Origin of the sequence: Burkholderia sp. AU39826, assembly GCF_020419965.1 — a bacterium.
GTDB lineage: Bacteria > Pseudomonadota > Gammaproteobacteria > Burkholderiales > Burkholderiaceae > Burkholderia > Burkholderia semiarida.
Window position 1 is genome coordinate 135,925 of record NZ_JAIZQG010000013.1, and the last position, 18,868, is coordinate 154,792.

An 18,868-nucleotide genomic window follows, 5' to 3' on the forward strand; every position below is an offset into this window, starting at 1 on the left:
GGGCCGTTTGGCGCGTGGTGTAAACGCAGAAGGGAAAACGAGGGGGCGCGCGGCCGGGCGGCCGCGCGCGGGAACGGCGGAACGGAGGCGTCAGCCGGCCGCGACCTTGCGGGTGGGACGCTTCAGCAGCGGCGCGAGGTACTTGCCGGTGAAGCTCGCCTTCGTCTTCGCGACCTGCTCGGGCGTGCCCTGCGCGATGATCTGGCCGCCGCCGGCGCCGCCTTCGGGGCCGAGGTCGATCACCCAGTCGGCGGTCTTGATCACGTCGAGGTTGTGCTCGATGATCACGACCGTGTTGCCCTGGTCGCGCAGCCGGTGAATCACTTCCAGCAGCAGCGCGATGTCGTGGAAGTGCAGGCCGGTGGTCGGTTCGTCGAGGATGTACAGCGTGCGGCCGGTGTCGCGCTTCGACAGCTCCAGCGACAGCTTCACGCGCTGCGCCTCGCCGCCCGACAGCGTCGTGGCCGACTGGCCGAGACGGATGTAGCCGAGGCCGACGTCGAGCAGCGTCTTCAGCTTGCGCGCGATGACCGGCACCGCGCTGAAGAACTCGTACGCGTGCTCGACCGTCATGTCGAGCACTTCGCTGATGTTCTTGCCCTTGTACTGCACTTCGAGCGTTTCGCGGTTGTAGCGCTTGCCGTGGCACACGTCGCACGGCACGTAGACGTCCGGCAAAAAGTGCATCTCGACCTTCAGCACGCCGTCGCCCTGGCACGATTCGCAGCGGCCGCCCTTCACGTTGAACGAGAAGCGGCCGGGATCGTAGCCGCGCTCCTTCGACGTCGGCACGCCCGAGAACAGCTCGCGGATCGGCGTGAACAGGCCCGTGTAGGTGGCCGGGTTCGAGCGCGGCGTGCGGCCGATCGGCGACTGGTCGACGTTGATCACCTTGTCGAAGTGCTCGAGGCCCTCGATCGCCTCGTGCGGCGCCGGCTCGGCGGCCGAGCCGTACAGGTGGCGCGCGACCGCGTGATACAGCGTGTCGTTGATCAGCGTCGACTTGCCGGAGCCCGATACGCCGGTGATGCAGGTCAGGAGGCCGACCGGCAGATCGAGATCGACGTGCTTCAGGTTGTTGCCGTGCGCGTCGACGATGCGCAGCATCCGCTCCGGATCGGGCGCGAGCCGCTCGTCCGGGTACTCGATCACGCGCTTGCCGACGAGGTACTGGCCCGTCAGCGACTGCGGGTTCGACTGCACCTGCTTCGGCGTGCCTTCGGCGACCACCACGCCGCCGTGCTCGCCGGCGCCGGGGCCCATGTCGACGACGTAGTCGGCCGTGCGGATCATGTCCTCGTCGTGCTCGACGACGATCACCGAGTTGCCGAGGTCGCGCAGATGCTTGAGCGTCGCGATCAGGCGGTCGTTGTCGCGCTGGTGCAGGCCGATCGACGGCTCGTCGAGCACGTACATCACGCCCGTGAGGCCCGAGCCGATCTGCGACGCGAGCCGGATGCGCTGCGCCTCGCCGCCCGACAAGGTCTCGGCGCTGCGCTCGAGCGACAGGTAGTCGAGCCCGACGTTGTTCAGGAACGTCAGGCGCGCGACGATTTCCTTGATCACCTTGTCGGCGATCTCGCGCTTCGCGCCGTCGAGCGTCAGCCCGTCGAAATAGCCGAGCGCGTCGCGCAGCGGCCAGCCGCTGATCTCATAGATGCCGCGTGCATGGTCGCCGGTGCCGATCCGCACGTGGCGCGCCTCGCGGCGCAGGCGCGTGCCGTCGCACGACGGACACGGCTGGTTGTTCTGGTACTTCGACAGCTCTTCGCGCACCGCGACCGAATCGGTCTCGCGGTAGCGGCGTTCGAGGTTCGGGATGATCCCTTCGAACACGTGCTCGCGGATCGTCGTGCGGCCGCGCTCGTTGATGTACGAGAACGGAATCGTCTGCTTGCCCGAGCCGAACAGCAGCACCTTGCGGATCTTTTCGGGGAGATCCTCGAACGCGGCGTCGATGTCGAATTCGTAGAACGCCGCGAGGCTCTGCAGCATCTGGAAGTAGAACTGGTTGCGGCGGTCCCAGCCCTTCACCGCGCCGGCGGCAAGCGACAGCGACGGGTGCGCGACGACCCGCTTCGGGTCGAAGAACGTGATCTGGCCAAGGCCGTCGCATTCCGGGCACGCGCCCATCGGGTTGTTGAACGAGAACAGGCGCGGCTCGAGCTCCTGCAGCGAGTACGAGCAGATCGGGCACGCGAACTTCGAGCTGAACAGGTGCTCCTTGTCGGTATCCATCTCGAGCGCGATCGCGCGGCCGTCGGCGAGGCGCAGCGCGGTTTCGAACGATTCGGCGAGCCGCTGCTTCATGTCCGGGCGCACCTTCAGGCGATCGACGACGACGTCGATCGTGTGCTTGTCGTTCTTTTTCAGCTTCGGCAGCGACTCGACCTCGTAGATCTTCGCGGCGCCTTCGTTCGCGGCGCCGCCGCCCGAGCGCACGCGAAAGCGCACGAAGCCCTGCGCCTGCATGTCCTCGAACAGCTCGACATGCTCGCCCTTGCGATCCACGACGACGGGCGCGAGGATCATCAGCTTGGTTTCCTCGGGCAGCGCGAGCGCCGCGTCGACCATCTGCGACACGCTCTGCGCCTCGAGCGGGATGTCGTGATCGGGGCAGTACGGCGTGCCGACACGTGCGTACAAAAGTCGCAGGTAGTCGTGGATTTCCGTGACCGTGCCGACGGTCGAACGCGGGTTGTGGGACGTCGCCTTCTGCTCGATCGAGATCGCCGGCGACAGCCCCTCGATCAGGTCGACGTCGGGCTTCTCCATCAGCTGCAGGAACTGGCGGGCATAGGCGGACAGGCTCTCGACGTAGCGGCGCTGGCCCTCGGCATAAAGGGTGTCGAACGCGAGCGACGACTTGCCCGACCCGGACAACCCGGTAATCACGACCAGCTTGTGGCGCGGCAGGTCGAGATTGACGTTTTTCAGGTTGTGGGTGCGTGCCCCACGGATACGGATCTGTTCCATGAACCTGGCGAAAATGGAGGAAACCAAACCTGCTACTATAACGGCTTTTCGAGACCGTCGTTTACGGCCCCCAGCCCTTGCGGCAGGTGGCAGCAAGGCGACACCTGCGCCGGGGAAAGCGGTCGCGCCGCACGGTTCCGGGCGGCCCGCAGGCCATCCGCATCCGGCCCCGACGTGTCGCCCGAAAGGCCGCCAGGCCGCCGGCCCTGATCTTCCGCCGCCCGCTGCCGGGCGGACATTCCGATCATTCGAAATTCATTCCCGATGTCCAATCCGTCTGCCACGTCTTCCCGCATGACTGCGCCCGAACTGCGCGCGACCACGTCGCTCGCGGCGATTTTCGCGTTGCGCATGCTCGGCCTGTTCATGATCATGCCGGTGTTTTCGGTCTACGCGAAAACCATCCCGGGCGGCGACAACGTGCTGCTCGTCGGGATCGCGCTCGGGGCCTACGGCGTCACGCAGTCGCTGTTCTACATCTTCTACGGCTGGGCGTCCGACAAGTTCGGCCGCAAGCCGGTGATCGCCGCGGGTCTCGTGATCTTCGCGCTCGGCAGCTTCGTCGCCGCGTTCGCGCACGACATCACGTGGATCATCGTCGGCCGCGTGATCCAGGGCATGGGCGCCGTGTCGTCGGCGGTGCTCGCGTTCATCGCCGACCTGACCTCCGAGCAGAACCGCACGAAGGCGATGGCGATGGTCGGCGGCTCGATCGGCGTGTCGTTCGCGGTCGCGATCGTCGGCGCGCCGATCGTGTTCCACTGGGTCGGGATGAGCGGGCTGTTCGCGATCGTCGGCGTGCTGTCGATCCTCGCGATCGGCGTCGTGCTGTGGATCGTGCCCGATGCGGCGAAGCCCGTGCACGTGCCGGCGCCGTTCGCCGAGGTGCTGCACAACGTCGAGCTGCTGCGCCTGAACTTCGGCGTGCTGGTGCTGCATGCGACGCAGACGGCGCTGTTCCTCGTCGTGCCGCGCCTGCTGGTCGACGGCGGGCTGCCGGTCGCCGCGCACTGGAAGGTGTACCTGCCGGTGATGGGGCTCGCGTTCGTGATGATGGTGCCGGCGATCATCGTCGCGGAAAAACGGGGCAAGATGAAGCCGGTGCTGCTCGGCGGCATTCTGGCTATCCTGATCGGTCAATTGCTGCTGGGCAGCGCGCCGCATACCATCCTGATTGTGGCGGCGATTCTTTTCGTCTACTTCCTCGGGTTCAACATCCTGGAAGCGTCGCAGCCGTCGCTCGTGTCGAAGCTCGCGCCGGGTTCGCGCAAGGGCGCGGCCACGGGCGTCTACAACACCACGCAGTCGATCGGGCTCGCGCTCGGCGGCATCGTGGGCGGCTGGCTGCTGAAGCACGGCGGCGCGAACACCGTGTTCTACACGTGTTCGGGGCTCGTGGCCGCGTGGCTTATAATCGCGGCCAATATGAAAGCGCCGCCGCGCAAGGCCGGAACCTGATTGTCGGGTAGGCGCCGGCGGCGTTCGCCGGCTCCCCCGGCGGGCTGCTCCGACGGCTGTCGCGGGCGGCCCGGCATCGAATTTACTGGAGAAACACATGGCATCCGTCAACAAGGTCATCCTCGTCGGCAACCTCGGCGCCGATCCTGAAGTCCGTTACCTGCCGAGCGGCGACGCGGTTGCGAACATCCGCCTCGCGACGACCGACCGCTACAAGGACAAGGCAAGCGGCGATTTCAAGGAAATGACCGAGTGGCATCGCGTCGCGTTCTTTGGCCGTCTGGCGGAAATCGTCAGCGAATACCTGAAGAAGGGGTCGTCGGTCTATATCGAAGGCCGCATCCGCACGCGCAAGTGGCAGGGCCAGGACGGCCAGGACCGTTACTCGACCGAAATCGTCGCCGAACAGATGCAGATGCTCGGCGGCCGCGGCGGTTCGGGCGGCGGCGGTGGCGGCGGTGACGAAGGCGGTTATGGCGGCGGCTACGGCGGTGGTGGCGGTCGCGGCGAGCAGATGGAGCGCGGCGGTGGCGGCGGCGGTCGTGCCGGCGGCGCGGCGCGCGGCGGGGCAAGTGGCGGCGGCCAGAGCCGTCCGAGCGCGCCGGCAGGCGGCGGCTTCGACGAGATGGACGACGATATTCCGTTCTGACTTCCCGTAACCAAAAACTGTAAAGATCAACCCCGCCTTTTGGTGGGGTTTTTTTTAGCCTTTTTAGCCCATGGCGGATCAAATCTGATTCGATTTTCAGCGGCGATTTTTATTTTGCTTCGGGACCCTTCGCCCCGAGTGGCGGCGGCAGGTAGCGCTTTCGCGCTGGGCCACGTCTCCGGCTGATCAATTGTCCGGACGGCCTGTACGCGGTCCGCATTCCTTCACTTTCGCATGCCCGATCGACGCTAGAGGACCTTGTTGCGCCAGTATCGTTAGGACCCCGTCTGAGTTCGATGGCCGGCGCGGTCATGTCGGTGATGGAATCGGGCGGTGGGAGTCGACAAGAAAGCCGAATGATGCGCAGTTTTTTCGGGGAGTATTAGGAATTTATCGAAGGATTTCGTTTTTATAAAAATAAATCGTACTTGTATTATTTATCTTGATAGGACTGAAAATTATGATTCGGTAGCGAATGCAAATGGTGGTTTACCGAATTGATAATGGATCGTTACGGCCGAGGCTTCTGGTATTTTCTTGCGACCCGGCATCCAGGCGTCACGCATCATCGAGACGCACGGCCAGCGGCGGCGCGCGCGCCCGTTGCCGGCCTCGGCGGCGGTGTTCCATACGCGCTGGGCTGTTGCGCGGCGATGGGGCTGTTCCTGCCCGGTATCGCGTTTTCGCAGTTGCCGAACGCGGGCCAGTCGATGCGCGAAATCGAGTCCGTGCGCCCGGCGCTCCCGGCCGCGTCCGCGCCCGAGTTGAGCATCGAGCGTACGGAGCAGGCCGCACCCGCGCCAGAGGGCGTCGATGCGGGGCCGCGCGTGACGGTCCGCGCGTTCGCGATCGGCGGCAACCGGGTGTTCACGTCGGCGCAGCTCGAGCCGCTCCTCCAGGACCTGACCGGGCGGGAGCTGAGTTTTGGCGAGCTGCAGGCGGCTGCGGCTCGCATCACTTCCTACTACCGCGAGCACGGCTATGTGCTCGCGCGTGCCTATCTGCCGCGTCAGGACATCGACGACGGCGTCGTCCGGATCGACGTGCTGGAAGGCCGCTACGATCGGATCGAACTCCATAACCGCTCGCGCGTGCTGGACGGCGTGGTGCGCCAGCCGCTGTCCGCGCTGCGTCCGGGCGAGGCGGTGCGCGGTGTCGATCTGGCGCGCAGCCTGCTGCTCGTCGGCGACCTGCCCGGCGTCGACGCCAAGGGCACGTTGCGCTCGGGGCGCACGCAGGGCTCGACCGATCTGGTGATCGACGCCGATCCCGGGCCGATCGCGACGGGAACGCTGGAGGCGGACAACTACGGCAACCTGTCGACGGGGCGCTACCGGCTTACCGGCAGCGTCGCCGTGAACTCGCCGCTGCGCATCGGCGATCGGCTCACGTTGCGCGGCATGGGAAGCGACACGCTGCAGCGCTACTACAGCGCGTCGTACCAGTTGCCCGTCGGGCCGTGGTCGACGCGCGTCGGCGTCGGCTACTCGAATCTGCATTCGAAGGTCGGCGAAGGCTTCGAGGAACTCGATCTTCACAGCCGCGCCAACATCCAGAGCGCATTTGTCGTTCAGCCGCTGCTGCGCGGCCGCGCGTTCAACCTGAACGCGCAACTCCAATACGAGAACAAGAACCTTCACGACGACTATCGCGCGTTCCAGATACAGGACGACAAGAACGTCGGTCTATGGACTTTCACGCTGAGCGGCAACGGCGACGACGCATTGCTCGGCGGCGGCACCACCGCCTTCTCCGTGTCGGCCGGCGCGGGCCGCCTGCGCACGGCCGACGTGCTTGGCGCGCAGGGGTTCGTCAAGACGCGCGGCACCTTCAAGAAACTCGGCGTCAGCGTGATGCGCCTCCAGGCGCTCGGCTCGCGTTTCCAGTTCTACACACAGTTCAGCGGCCAGTTGTCGTCGGGCAATCTCGACGCGTCCGAGCAGTTCAGCCTCGGCGGCCCTTACGGCGTGCGCGCCTACACGCTCGGCTCGGGCAGCGGCGATCAGGGGTGGCAGGCGAGCGCGGAATTGCGGTATGCGGTGGCGCCCGGCTGGCGGGTCAGCACGTTCGTCGACGCCGGCCGGGTCGGCATCAACAAGCATCGCGTGTTCAAGGACACCAACATCATCCGCATGCAGGCCGCGGGGTTCGGCGCGGGCTGGTACGGGAAGGGGCATCAAGTCACGGTGGCGGCCGCCTGGCCGTTCGCCTCAAGCGAAGGGCTGGCGTCGTCCGCCGGCTCTCCGCGAATCTGGTTTCAGGCGACTCAGTATTTCTGAGCGTCTGGACGGGCGCCTGCATTACGCAGGGTTTGGCAGTCAATACAACAAGGAAACCAAAGATGAACAAGGCTTATGCATTGGTCTGGAATCAAGCGAACGGATGCTGGAGCGTGGCGGGCGAGAACGCGCGTCGGCGCGGCAAGGCGGGCGGCCGCCGGGTAATCGCGGCGGCCGTGTCGCTGCTGGGCTTCGCGGCGTCGAGCGCATATGCGCTGCCCACGGGCGCCGAGATCGTGTCGGGCAAGGGCGACTTCGCGACGTCGGCCGACAACAAGACGATGTCGATCAACCAGCATACGGACAAGCTGATCACGAACTGGCAGGACTTCAGCGTCGCCGGCGGCGAGCGCGTGTCGTTCAATCAGCCGACGAACCAGTCGCTGGCGCTGAACCGGGTGGTCGGTGCGAACGGCAGCAACATCGAAGGCCGCATCGATGCGAACGGCAAGGTGTTCCTGGTGAACCCGAACGGGGTGCTGTTCGGATCGGGCGCGCAAGTGAACGTCGGTGGCCTCGTGGCGTCGACGCGCGACATCTCGGACAAGGATTTCCTGAACGGCAACTTCCGCTTCAACGGTAAGTCGGCAGGCCAGGTGGTGAACCAGGGCACGATCACGGCGGCGGACGGCGGCGGTGTCGCGCTGCTGGGCGCGCAGGTAACGAACAACGGCGTGATCCGGGCGCAGATGGGCACGGTCGCGCTGGGCGCGGGCAATGACGTGAAGGTGAACTTCGACGGCAGCAAGCTGCTGAGCCTCGAGGTGAACGGCGCGGCGGTGGACGCGCTGGTGAGCAACGGCGGCCTGCTGAAGGCCGACGGCGGCCAGGTGCTGATGTCGGCACGATCGGCGAACAGCCTGCTGGACACGGTGGTGAACAACAGCGGGACGATCGAGGCGAAGGGGCTGAACAACGTCGCGGGCCGGATCACGCTGGACGGTGGCGACGGCGCGGTGCAAGTGGCCGGGACGCTGGACGCGAGCACGCTGGCGGGCGCGGAAGGTCACGGCGCCGTGGTGACGAAGGGCGCCGCGGTGCGGGTGGCGGACACGGCGGCGGTCGACACGCGCGGGCACGATGGTGTGGCGGGCAAGTGGACGATCGAGTCGGCGAATGCCGGCGTGGGTCGGAGCGCCGCGTCGCGCGCGCTCGTGATCGGCGGCCAGCAGGTCGGCGGTTCGGGCGGTTCCGATGCCGCGATCGGCGCGGACACGCTGGCGCGCAATCTCGGCACGACCAACGTCGAACTCGCTCGCACGACCGGCACGCTGAAGGTGGACGCGCCGGTTACCTGGAGCAGCGACAACGGGCTGACGCTGACGTCGCGTCAAGGCGACGTGGAACTGCACGGGCCGGTGACGGCGACGGGCGACAACGCGGGCGTCACGGTGAACGCGGCGCGGCAGATCCGCGTGAACGACAAGTTGACGCTCAATGGCCAAAACGCGAAGCTGGAACTGAATCCGGGTAGCGGTCTCGCGGTGAACGGTGAAGGCGCCGTCACGCTGTCGGGTGCGAATGCGTCGTACCGTTCGAATGGCGAAGCCTATCGCGTGATCAACAGCGTCGATGAACTGCGTTCGATCGACAACGACCTGTCGGGCCGCTACGTGCTCGGCAGCGCAGTCGACGGCGGTGGCCGCCAGTTCCGGAGCATTGGCAACGACTACACGTTCATCGGCAAGTTCGACGGCCTGGGCAACACGATCAGCAACCTGTCGGTGTTCGGCACCGGCCCGTACATCGGCCTGTTCTCGGTGAACGCCGGCTACATCGGCAACCTGAAGCTCGCGTCGGTGAACGTGACGGGCGCGCGTTCGTACACGGGCAACGGGCATGCGCTGATCGGCGGGCTCGCGGGCGTGAACATGGACTCGGGCATCATTTCCAACGTGCGGGCGACGAACGTCACCGTCAACGCCGGGACGTTGTCGCGCATGCAGACCCTGGGCGGCCTGGTAGGTTCGAATCTGGGCGGCGACATCGATCGGTCGTCGGTCACGGGGCGCATCGTGGGCAACCGGTCCACGTTGGCGATGGGCGGGCTCGTCGGCGAAAGCTACACGATTCGGGGTAACCCGAAGAAGCTCGCGATGATCAGCAACAGCTCGGCCGATATGGCCATTTCGGGCGGCATCGCGGATCAAGGTTGGTTCTACGGCGGCGTGGGCGGTCTGGTCGGCGTCAACCGGGGCGGTGCGATCTCCAATTCGAGCAGCGCGGGCAGCATCACGCTCGCGCAGGCCAACGCAAAGGTCGGCGGTCTGGTCGGCGTGAACAGCGTGAACGGTGACGTCGGCACGGGTGCGATCCAGAATTCGTCGTCGAGCGTCAACGTCTCCGTCAGCGGCGGTAACGGCAGCATCGGTGGCCTGGTGGGCGACAACGACGTCGGCACGAGCATCGCCAATTCTTCGGCGAGCGGCACTGTCCGCGGCGCTGGCAATTCCACGATCGGCGGTCTCATCGGTGTGAACCGCGGTTCGCTCTCGAATGTGTCGGCGAGCGGCGCGGTCAACGGCACCGCGTCCGGTTCCACGATCGGCGGCCTCATCGGCCGGCATCTTCTCGGCACGGTCGCCAATGGAACGGCGACGGGCAAAGTCTCGGGCGTCGGCTCGGCCGCGATCGGCGGTCTCGTCGGCGTGAACGAAAGCGTCCTCACGAACGGGACGGCAACGGGCGACGTGACCGACAAGTCGGCTGCGCTTATCGGTGGCCTCGTGGGTCAAAACAAGGGGCAAATCACGGTGGGGATCGCCCGCGGCGACGTCAGCAGCGGCGGAGCCAGCCATGTCGGTGGTCTGGTCGGCAATAACGACAAGGGCACGATTTCCGGATCGGAAGCTTACGGCCAGGTGACGGGCGGCGCTTTCAGCCTCGCGGGCGGTCTCGTCGGCGTCAACACCGGCGCCATCAGCGGGTCCCACGCGAAGGGTAACGTGAGCGCCGGCACGAAGAGCACCGTAGGCGGCCTCGTCGGCATGAGCGGCGGCACCATCGCAAATAGCAAGGCGTCAGGCAAGGTGGTGGCGGGCGCCTCCGCGAGCGTCGGCGGTCTGGTCGGCAAGAACGCGAACGGTGACATTTCGAACAGCAAGGCGATCGGCATGGTGGAGGGCGGCAACTCCGCGTACGCCGGCGGCCTGGTCGGCCACAACGACGGTCGAGTGTCGAACTCGGAAGCGTCCGGCGCGGTGACTGCTGGCGCGAGTAGCACTGTAGGCGGTCTGGTCGGCATGGGCGACGTGGCGGGCCGCGTTGCGGGTAGCAAGGCGACAGGCGACGTGACGGGGGGGAATTATGCGAGCGTCGGCGGTCTGATCGGCACTAATGGCAGCCTCGTTTCGGACTCGGAATCTTCGGGTACGGTGAGCGCCGGTAGGGGCGCGCGCCTCGGCGGTCTCGTCGGCTATAACGTGGCTACGGTGAAGGACTCGAAGACGAGCAGCCGCATCAACTATGTCTCCGGGTATGACCAAATCTACGGTGGTCTGGTGGGCCTGAACTATGGGCGTATTCAGACGACTGTGGCAACGGGGCCGGCCGCGGAGGTGCAACGGATCGGCGGTGGCATTACCCGGTAAGCGCACCGGTTTCGACGCGGGGGGCGGGCTTTTTGCCGGCCACCCGCGAAGCTGACCGTCGCCTATCGTAGTCACTGAAGGCGGGGCATCGGAGTGATCCGGTGCCCCGCCTTCGTCGTTCGGCGGCGCGACTCGAGCGGGCCGGCGTAGCGGGGCCGCGTGCCCGGCTGTCTGTCTGGATCACGCAACCATCGAAGGCGGGCGGCAGTGGATGCGTCCGCGGCGGGCGCACATCGATGCCCGCACGGGGCTCGGCGATTCGCCGCCCAATCCCGATGCACGTCGCGATACGGCAGCCAACCTGTCTCGGGTATGCTGGTGTCTTCCGTTGGCTTCGATCGAGAGGGGACTATGCGGCGTGTCGTATTCAACCAGAAGGGGGGCGTGGGCAAATCGACGATCGTCTGCAACCTGGCGGCGATCAGCGCGAGCGAAGGGTTGCGTACGCTCGTCATCGATCTCGATGCGCAGGCGAACTCGACGCGCTACCTGCTCGGCGACGCCGCGGCCGATGCGCAACCGGGCGTCGCCGGCTTCTTCGAAACCGCGCTGACCTTCAACTTCCGTCCGATCGACGTCGCGTCGTTCATCCACGCGACCCCGTTCGACGGGCTCGACGTGATGCCCGCGCATCCGGATCTCGACACGCTGCACGGCAAGCTCGAATCGCGCTACAAGATCTACAAGCTGCGCGACGCGCTGAACGAGCTCGCCATGTACGACGCCGTGTACATCGACACGCCGCCCGCGCTGAATTTCTATACGCGCTCGGCGCTGATCGCGGTCGAGCGCTGCCTGATCCCGTTCGACTGCGACGATTTCTCGCGCCGCGCGCTGTACACGCTGCTCGAGAACGTGAAGGAAATCCAGCAGGACCACAACGCGGCGCTCGAGGTGGAGGGGATCGTCATCAACCAGTTCCAGCCGCGCGCGAGCCTGCCGCAACGGCTGGTCGACGAACTCGTCGACGAAGGGCTGCCGGTGCTCGCGTCGCGGCTGTCCGCATCGGTGAAGATCCGCGAGTCGCATCAGCAGTCGAGGCCGGTGATCCATCTCGAGCCGACGCACAAGCTCGCGCAGGAGTTCCGCGCGCTGCATCGCGAACTGGCCGGCTGATTTCGCGCGTGACCGCATCGACCGAGGCCGCTTCGAGCGGCTTTTTTGTCGCGACCGGCAATTCGTCCGATTATTGATTTCGTCATTAATAATCAAGAAAACGATTTCACAAGAAATCCAGAAAAAATATGACATAAATGGTTGCCCCATTTTCAATGGGGCCCGGTTTTCTAATAAGCGGAATAATGAATTGGCAAATATTGCGCTACGTCATGATGCGCTATGCTGCAAAAGGTAAAAATGCGTCGCCGGCCGGTGAGGGGTACTGTCTTGTCTGAGATTTCGGCGTGCCCGCAGCTTCGGCGGACGGCTCAAAGGGTAATAAGGGTTTACACCTATCATTAATGCCATTTAATTGACAATTAATCGATCTAGAATGACTTCCCTCTACCGCCCGTTCCCACGCAGGTGACGGGTTTCAATAAGGAAGCAGCTGTTTACCCGAGCTTCCATTTTTCTTTACGTCGTCTCTCGCATAGCCAACAGGAGCGTGCCCGATGTCCGTATTTGCCCCCGAAAAACTCACCGCCGATTATCAGTCCGGTATCGCCGCGTGGTTTGCAATCGCCCGTCCGGCGATCCACGGTTTCGAGGCTGTCGTCGAACTCAACCTGCAAGCGGCCCGGACGGCGCTCGAGGACTACGAGGACAAGCTGAAGAACGCGTTCACCGGCAGTAACCCGGCCGCGGGCTTCGCGCAGCAGGTCGCCGCGCCGCAGGAAGCGGCCGGCAAGGTCGCGTCGTACGGCCGCCATCTGTTCGAGATCGCGGTGTCGACGCAGTCCGAATGGGCGAAGGTCGCCCAGGCGCAGTACGAGCAGAACGACAAGCGCCTGAAGGACGTGCTCGGCGAGCTGTCGAAGCATGCGCCGGCCGGCTCGGCGCCGGTGGTGGCCGCGCTGAATTCGGCGCTGTCCGCGGCGAGCGCCGCGGCCGACTCCGTGCGTGAAGCGACGGGGCAGGCGATCGAAGCGGCGAAGAGCGGCTTCGATGTGGTCAGCGAAACGGCCACGCGCGGCGCGAAGCAGACGGCGGCCGCCGCGCGCAAGGACGCAGCGGCCGCGCGCGAATCGGCTGCGTGACGGCCCGAACGGGCACGAACGCGCATGAATGCGTGTCGCGTGCGGGCGCGACACGATTGATTGGCGCCGGCGCCGCGTGTGCCACGCGGGCCCGGCGAGCTTCGGTTCGCCGCAAGACGCCCGTGCACGGTTGCCCGTGTCACGGTGCGAACGGATGCCGCCCGCCGTATGGCGTACGGCGGCGTGTGGCCGCGATCGCGCCGGATGGCCCGACACGCGTCATCGCCGTGTACAGCACGCCTCAAGCGGGCGTCAGAACCACACACTGATTTCGATGCAGGAACTGAACATGACGGACGTAGTGATCGTATCGGCCGCGCGGACCGCGGTCGGCAAATTCGGCGGCTCGCTGGCGAAGGTGGCGGCGCCGGAACTGGGCGCGACGGTGATCCGCGCGGTGCTGGAGCGTGCGGGCGTGAAGCCCGAGCAGGTCAGCGAAGTGATCATGGGCCAGGTGCTGACGGCCGGCTCCGGGCAGAACCCGGCGCGGCAGTCGCTGATCAAGGCGGGGCTGCCGAGCGCCGTGCCGGGCATGACGATCAACAAGGTGTGCGGCTCGGGCCTGAAGGCCGTGATGCTGGCGGCGAACGCGATCGTCGCGGGCGACGCGGACATCGTGATCGCGGGCGGCCAGGAGAACATGAGCGCGGCGCCGCACGTGCTGCCGGGCTCGCGCGACGGCTTCCGGATGGGCGACGCGAAGCTGGTCGACACGATGATCGTCGACGGCCTGTGGGACGTGTACAACCAGTACCACATGGGCATCACGGCGGAGAACGTCGCGAAGGAATACGGGATCACGCGCGAGGAGCAGGACGCGTTCGCGGCGCTGTCGCAGAACAAGGCGGAAGCCGCGCAGAAGGCCGGGCGCTTCGACGACGAGATCGTGCCGGTGTCGATCCCGCAACGCAAGGGCGAGCCGCTGCAGTTCGCGACCGACGAGTTCGTGCGTCACGGCGTGACGGCCGAATCGCTGGCCGGGCTGAAGCCGGCGTTCGCGAAGGACGGCTCGGTGACGGCGGCGAATGCGTCGGGGCTGAACGACGGCGCGGCGGCGGTGCTGGTGATGTCGGCGCAGAAGGCGGCGGCGCTGGGCCTGACGCCGCTGGCGCGGATCAAGGCGTACGCGAACGCCGGCGTGGATCCGAGCGTGATGGGCATGGGTCCGGTGCCGGCCTCGCGCCGGTGCCTGGAGCGTGCGGGGTGGACGCCGGGCGACCTGGACCTGATGGAGATCAACGAGGCGTTCGCGGCGCAGGCGCTGGCGGTGCACAAGCAGATGGGCTGGGACACGTCGAAGGTGAACGTGAACGGCGGGGCGATCGCGATCGGCCACCCGATCGGCGCGTCGGGCTGCCGGATCCTGGTGACGCTGCTGCACGAGATGGCCAAGCGCGATGCGAAGCGCGGGCTGGCGTCGCTGTGCATCGGCGGCGGGATGGGCGTCGCGCTCGCGGTCGAGCGTGTCTGAGCGTTGATTGACGGCGCGGCGCGCTCGCGGCGCGCGCCAGCGCCGCGGGTGAGCCGCGCGGGTGTCGCGCAAGACGGGAAATCGACAATAAGCGCGAGGTACCGATGCGTGCCGCGCCCGCGACGCGGGGCGGCCGTGCATCGAAGCGGTGGGGCAACAGCAGATGCGATGCCGTCGCCCCGCCTTTCATCGATTACTTTTTTGTCGGTAATTCATAGTATGACTAAGCGAATCGCAGTTGTGACAGGTGGGATGGGCGGTCTCGGCGAAGCGGTCAGCATCCGGTTGAACGACGCGGGCCACCGGGTCGTCGTCACGTATTCGCCGAACAACGCCGGCGCGGACCGCTGGCTGACGGAGATGCATGCGGCCGGCCGCGCGTTCCTCGCGTACCCGGTGGACGTGGCCGATCACGACTCGTGCCGGGAATGCATCGAGACGATCGTGCGGGACGTCGGCCCGGTCGATATTCTCGTGAACAACGCGGGCATCACGCGCGACATGACGCTGCGCAAGCTCGACAAGGTCAACTGGGACGCGGTGATCCGCACGAACCTCGACTCCGTGTTCAACATGACGAAGCCGGTCTGCGACGGCATGGTCGAGCGCGGCTGGGGCCGCATCGTCAACATCTCGTCGGTGAACGGCTCGAAGGGTTCGATCGGCCAGACCAACTACGCGGCCGCGAAGGCCGGCATGCACGGCTTCACGAAATCGCTCGCGCTCGAGGTCGCGCGCAAGGGCGTGACGGTGAACACGGTGTCGCCCGGCTACCTCGCGACGAAGATGGTCACCGCGATCCCGCAGGACATCCTCGACACGAAGATCCTCCCGCAGATTCCGGTGGGCCGGCTCGGCAAGCCCGAGGAAGTCGCGGCGCTGGTGGCGTACCTGTGCTCGGAGGAGGCCGGCTTCGTGACCGGCTCCAACATCGCGATCAACGGCGGTCAGCACATGCACTGACGCGCGGCGGCCCGCACGGCATTCGCGCGCGTGCGGGCAGCATTGCGCACCATCCCGGGCCGGAGCGACGGTAGGCGCGCCGCTTCGGCCTCGCATTCCGGAGGACGCATGGGCGACACCTGGATGGGACTCGTGATCGGCGGCACGGCACTGACCGTCGCGCTGACGATGGCGATTTCGCTCTACCGGCTCGAGCGGCGCCGCGCGCGGCTGTTGCGGAATTTCGATCATCGCGATTGCGGGCTCGCGGCGTACGGCAAGTGCTTCGCGCGCAGGCCGGCCAGGCCGCTGCGCCGCGCACGTTGGCCGTCGCGCCGACGCGTTGCGATCGATGATCGATGAGCGGTCGATCGGCGGTCACGTCCCGCGCGCATGCCGTCCGCGACGCGTGGGCGCGGGATCAGTCGTTCCTTTCGCCCTTCCCGGCCGATTCGCCCGAGTCGTTCTTGTGGAAGATCCGCTTCGTCGTGCGCTTGGTGGCTTCCCAGCCTTCGCGCGACGCATGGGCGACGCCGTGTCCGACCGCCTTCGCGGCGCTCGCGGTCGCGTGGCCGAAGCTGCGCGCCGCTTCGCCGGTCTTGTGCGCGGCTTCCTTCGAATCGCGCTTGATGTCCTGCTTCACTTCCGACAGGTCCGCGTGGGCGAGCGGGCTGAGCAGCGCCAGAACGAGCGCGGCGCCAATGAACTGACGAACTTTCACGACCGGGTTCCTTGAGGTAAGCCTCGTCATCGAGGTTTCGGGTTGCCGGCAGGCGCCGGTTGAAACGCGCCGGCGGCCGATGCGTCGAGCATCACCGCCGCGCGGCCGGACAGCAGCACGCGCTCGCCGCAGCGCAGCGCGAAGCCGTACAGCACCGAGCGGCCGTCGCCGCTCACGCGTTGCGCGTCCACGGTGAGCGGCTGCGCGAAGATGTCGAGCCGGTCGACGAACGCGTCGACGTTGCGCACGCTCGCGAGATAGCCCGCGCGCGGGCGTGCATCGTGCGCACCGAGCAGCGCGCCGTGCACGGCCATCGCCTGCGCCGCGTATTCGATGCCGCAGACCGACGCGAGCCGCCCGTGCGCACGCAGCGGGTTTTGCGGATCGCGGTGGCTCGTCGCGGTGCAGCGAATGCGTTCGGCATCCCACGCATCGACCGAATCGAGCACGCACATCGCGCCGGCGTGCGGAATGTGCGCGGCAATCCACGCGTGGTCGAGCGGCGGGGCCGGTGCGGCGGTTGCGTTCATCACGCGCGCTCCGCGAAGGTCCCGGGCATCGCGACGTCGACCTGCACGCGCGTGTCGTCCAGATAGTCGAGCACGACGCGCGTCGTACGTTGCGTGGCGAGCGCCTCGAGCAGCGGCAGCACGCGCGCGGCCGGATTGCCGGTGCGCAGTGCGTCGAGCCCGGCGTGCGCGAGCGCGGTCGCGGGTGCGTCGGTGAGTTGGACGTCGATACGGGCGAGCGCGCGCTCGCTGGCTTCCGGCGCCGACACGAGCGCGACGCCGAACGCATCGCCGATCGGCCGCACAGCGCGCAGCGGTTCCGGATAGTCGGTGTCGTACGCGATCAGCAGGCTCGGCACGCGATCGACGACGATCTGGCACAGGCTTTCGAGCAGGCCGGCGGCAAAGCTGCCGTCGTGCGCGCACAGCACGTTCGACGTCGCCATCGCGCGGGTCGCGATGCTCCAGTAGCCGGCGGGCGCGTTGTGCACCGAGTTGTGGAAGCGGGTCGGCGACAACTGGCGATCGTCGCCGGCCAGCGTTTCGCAGATCGCGTGGCAGTTCTGGCCGTCGCCGCCGGATGCGCTGAACACGGTCGCGAGCGTCGCGGCGTCGCGGCCGCTCGCGGCCACCGCTTCGTGACCGACCGCGAGCGCGGCGCGCACGACGGGGCCCGTGCGACGCCGCTCGGCCGACGGCAGGCCGGCGGGCGGCGGCAGCTCGGTGCGGGCAGGCACGTAGGGCGCACGGCCCGCGAGCACGTCGGCCGCGTGCGGCCAGCCGTTCAATCCCGGGCCGACGAGGCCGATGCTTTCGATGAAGGCGGTGAGCGTCATGGCGGGCCTCAACGGCGGTCGTGATCGGCGCGGCCGAGGATCAGGCTGCAGTTCGTGCCGCCGAAGCCGAACGAATTGGAGAGGACGGCGCGCACGCGCGTGTCGCGGCTCGCGAGCACGTAATCGGCGACGAGCGCCGGGTCGGGCTGCGTCGTGTTGACGCCGGCCGGCACGAATTGCTCGCGCAGCGCGAGCGCGGCGACGATCGCTTCCAGCGCGCCGGCCGCGCCGAGCGTGTGGCCGGTCGCGCCCTTCGTCGAGCTGCACGGCGTGCGCGCGAACAGCGCGCCGACCGCGCGGCTTTCCGCTGCGTCGTTGCTTGGCGTCGCGGTGCCGTGCAGGTTCACGTAATCGATATCGTGCGCGCCGAGGCCGGCGGACGCGAGCGCCTGTTCGATCGCGGCGCGCGCGCCGAGCCCTTCCGGATGCGGCGACGACATATGGTGCGCGTCGCTCGATTCGCCGATGCCGAGCAGCAGGATCGCGTCGGCGTCGAGCGCGACGGGCGCGGCCGGGGCGCGTTCGACGAGCGCGAACGCGGCGGCCTCGCCGATCGAGATGCCGTCGCGCGCGACGTCGAACGGCCGGCACGGCTGGCGCGACAGCAGTTCCAGCGAATTGAAGCCGTACAGCGTGGTCAGGCACAGCGAATCGACGCCGCCGACGACGGCCGCGTCGATCAGCCCGGCCTCGATCATGCGGCGCGCGGAGCCGAACACCTTCGCGCCCGACGAGCACGCGGACGAGATGGCCATCGCCGGCCCGCGCAGCGCGAAATACGCGCGCACGAACGCGGCCGGCGAATACGGGTTGTGCGTGTGCGCATAGCGGAAGTCGGCCGGCAGCGCGCCGCTCGTCGGGTCACGGCGCCGGTACGCGCGTTCGGTTTCGAGGATGCCGGCCGTGCTCGTGCCGACGAACACGCCCACGCGTGCGGCGCCGTAGCGCGCGACCGCCGCCGCGACGCGCGCATCGAAGCCGTCCTGCGTCAGGCCGAGTTGCGCGAGGCGGTTGTTGCGGCACTCGAAGTCGGCGAGATCGGCGCGTACGGGCCGCGCATCGACGCCGTCCACCGCGCCGATCCACGTGTCGAGATCCGCACGCTCGAAGTTGCACGGCACGAGCCCCCCGCGGGCGTGGCGCAGTGCATCGAGGGTCGCGTCGAGGCCGCGGCCGATGCAGCTGGTGGCGGTGAAGTGCGAGAGCAGGAGAGGGTTCACGAGAGTCGCATCCGGTGGC

14 protein-coding genes are annotated in these 18,868 nt (G+C 67.3%); 9 read left to right on the forward strand and 5 right to left on the reverse strand.

Features of this window, described 5'->3' with window-relative positions; genetic code table 11:
- Positions 1-90: 90 nt before the first annotated feature.
- Positions 91-2,976, reverse strand: a complete 2,886-nt coding sequence (gene uvrA, locus LGM42_RS21625) for an excinuclease ABC subunit UvrA (RefSeq protein ID WP_226233132.1) — start codon at positions 2,974-2,976, stop codon at positions 91-93.
- A gap of 264 nt (positions 2,977-3,240) precedes the next feature.
- On the opposite strand from uvrA, the gene LGM42_RS21630 reads away from it, so the two are divergent.
- The 9 genes from LGM42_RS21630 to LGM42_RS21670 all read left to right on the forward strand — a co-directional run bounded on the left by LGM42_RS21630 (position 3,241) and on the right by LGM42_RS21670 (position 15,926).
- Positions 3,241-4,434, forward strand: a complete 1,194-nt coding sequence (locus LGM42_RS21630) for an MFS transporter (RefSeq protein ID WP_059575675.1) — start codon at positions 3,241-3,243, stop codon at positions 4,432-4,434.
- Between the two features lie 97 nt (positions 4,435-4,531).
- Positions 4,532-5,083: a single-stranded DNA-binding protein gene (locus tag LGM42_RS21635; RefSeq protein WP_124658692.1), complete on the forward strand. Its 552-nt coding sequence runs from the start codon at positions 4,532-4,534 to the stop codon at positions 5,081-5,083.
- Positions 5,084-5,586: 503 nt separating this feature from the next.
- Positions 5,587-7,362, forward strand: coding sequence for a ShlB/FhaC/HecB family hemolysin secretion/activation protein (locus LGM42_RS21640; protein ID WP_081066387.1), 1,776 nt, complete (start codon positions 5,587-5,589; stop codon positions 7,360-7,362).
- 62 nt (positions 7,363-7,424) lie between these two features.
- Positions 7,425-10,952, forward strand: coding sequence for a GLUG motif-containing protein (locus tag LGM42_RS21645; protein ID WP_060312557.1), 3,528 nt, complete (start codon positions 7,425-7,427; stop codon positions 10,950-10,952).
- Positions 10,953-11,303: 351 nt separating this feature from the next.
- Complete coding sequence (locus tag LGM42_RS21650) at positions 11,304-12,068, forward strand: ParA family protein (RefSeq protein ID WP_060312559.1); 765 nt, start codon at positions 11,304-11,306, stop codon at positions 12,066-12,068.
- A 497-nt stretch (positions 12,069-12,565) separates the two neighbouring features.
- Positions 12,566-13,150: a TIGR01841 family phasin gene (phaP, locus tag LGM42_RS21655; RefSeq protein WP_059575684.1), complete on the forward strand. Its 585-nt coding sequence runs from the start codon at positions 12,566-12,568 to the stop codon at positions 13,148-13,150.
- Positions 13,151-13,439: 289 nt separating this feature from the next.
- Positions 13,440-14,621, forward strand: coding sequence for an acetyl-CoA C-acetyltransferase (locus tag LGM42_RS21660; protein WP_060966968.1), 1,182 nt, complete (start codon positions 13,440-13,442; stop codon positions 14,619-14,621).
- Between the two features lie 219 nt (positions 14,622-14,840).
- On the forward strand, positions 14,841-15,584 hold the full coding sequence (gene phbB / locus LGM42_RS21665; protein ID WP_226233133.1) for an acetoacetyl-CoA reductase: 744 nt from the start codon (positions 14,841-14,843) through the stop codon (positions 15,582-15,584).
- 108 nt (positions 15,585-15,692) lie between these two features.
- The gene (locus tag LGM42_RS21670) at positions 15,693-15,926 is read left to right on the forward strand and encodes a hypothetical protein (RefSeq protein ID WP_226233134.1); all 234 of its coding nucleotides are present in this window, start codon (positions 15,693-15,695) and stop codon (positions 15,924-15,926) included.
- 58 nt (positions 15,927-15,984) lie between these two features.
- Here LGM42_RS21670 and LGM42_RS21675 read toward each other — a convergent pair whose 3' ends face one another.
- From LGM42_RS21675 to LGM42_RS21690, 4 genes are read right to left on the reverse strand one after another with little or no spacing between them, the layout of a single operon-like run.
- Entirely contained in the window at positions 15,985-16,314 is a 330-nt protein-coding gene (locus LGM42_RS21675; RefSeq protein ID WP_089465150.1) for a hypothetical protein, read from the reverse strand.
- Complete coding sequence (locus tag LGM42_RS21680; RefSeq protein WP_226233135.1) at positions 16,311-16,814, reverse strand: hotdog family protein; 504 nt, start codon at positions 16,812-16,814, stop codon at positions 16,311-16,313. Before LGM42_RS21680 ends, LGM42_RS21675 begins: the two co-directional genes overlap by 4 nt.
- Positions 16,814-17,629, reverse strand: a complete 816-nt coding sequence (locus LGM42_RS21685; RefSeq protein ID WP_226233136.1) for a beta-ketoacyl synthase chain length factor — start codon at positions 17,627-17,629, stop codon at positions 16,814-16,816. The genes LGM42_RS21680 and LGM42_RS21685 overlap by 1 nt, the downstream gene beginning before the upstream one ends.
- Before the next feature lie 8 nt (positions 17,630-17,637).
- A complete protein-coding gene (locus LGM42_RS21690; protein WP_060317995.1) occupies positions 17,638-18,849 on the reverse strand; it encodes a beta-ketoacyl-[acyl-carrier-protein] synthase family protein in 1,212 nt (403 codons plus the stop codon).
- Positions 18,850-18,868 lie beyond the last annotated feature (19 nt).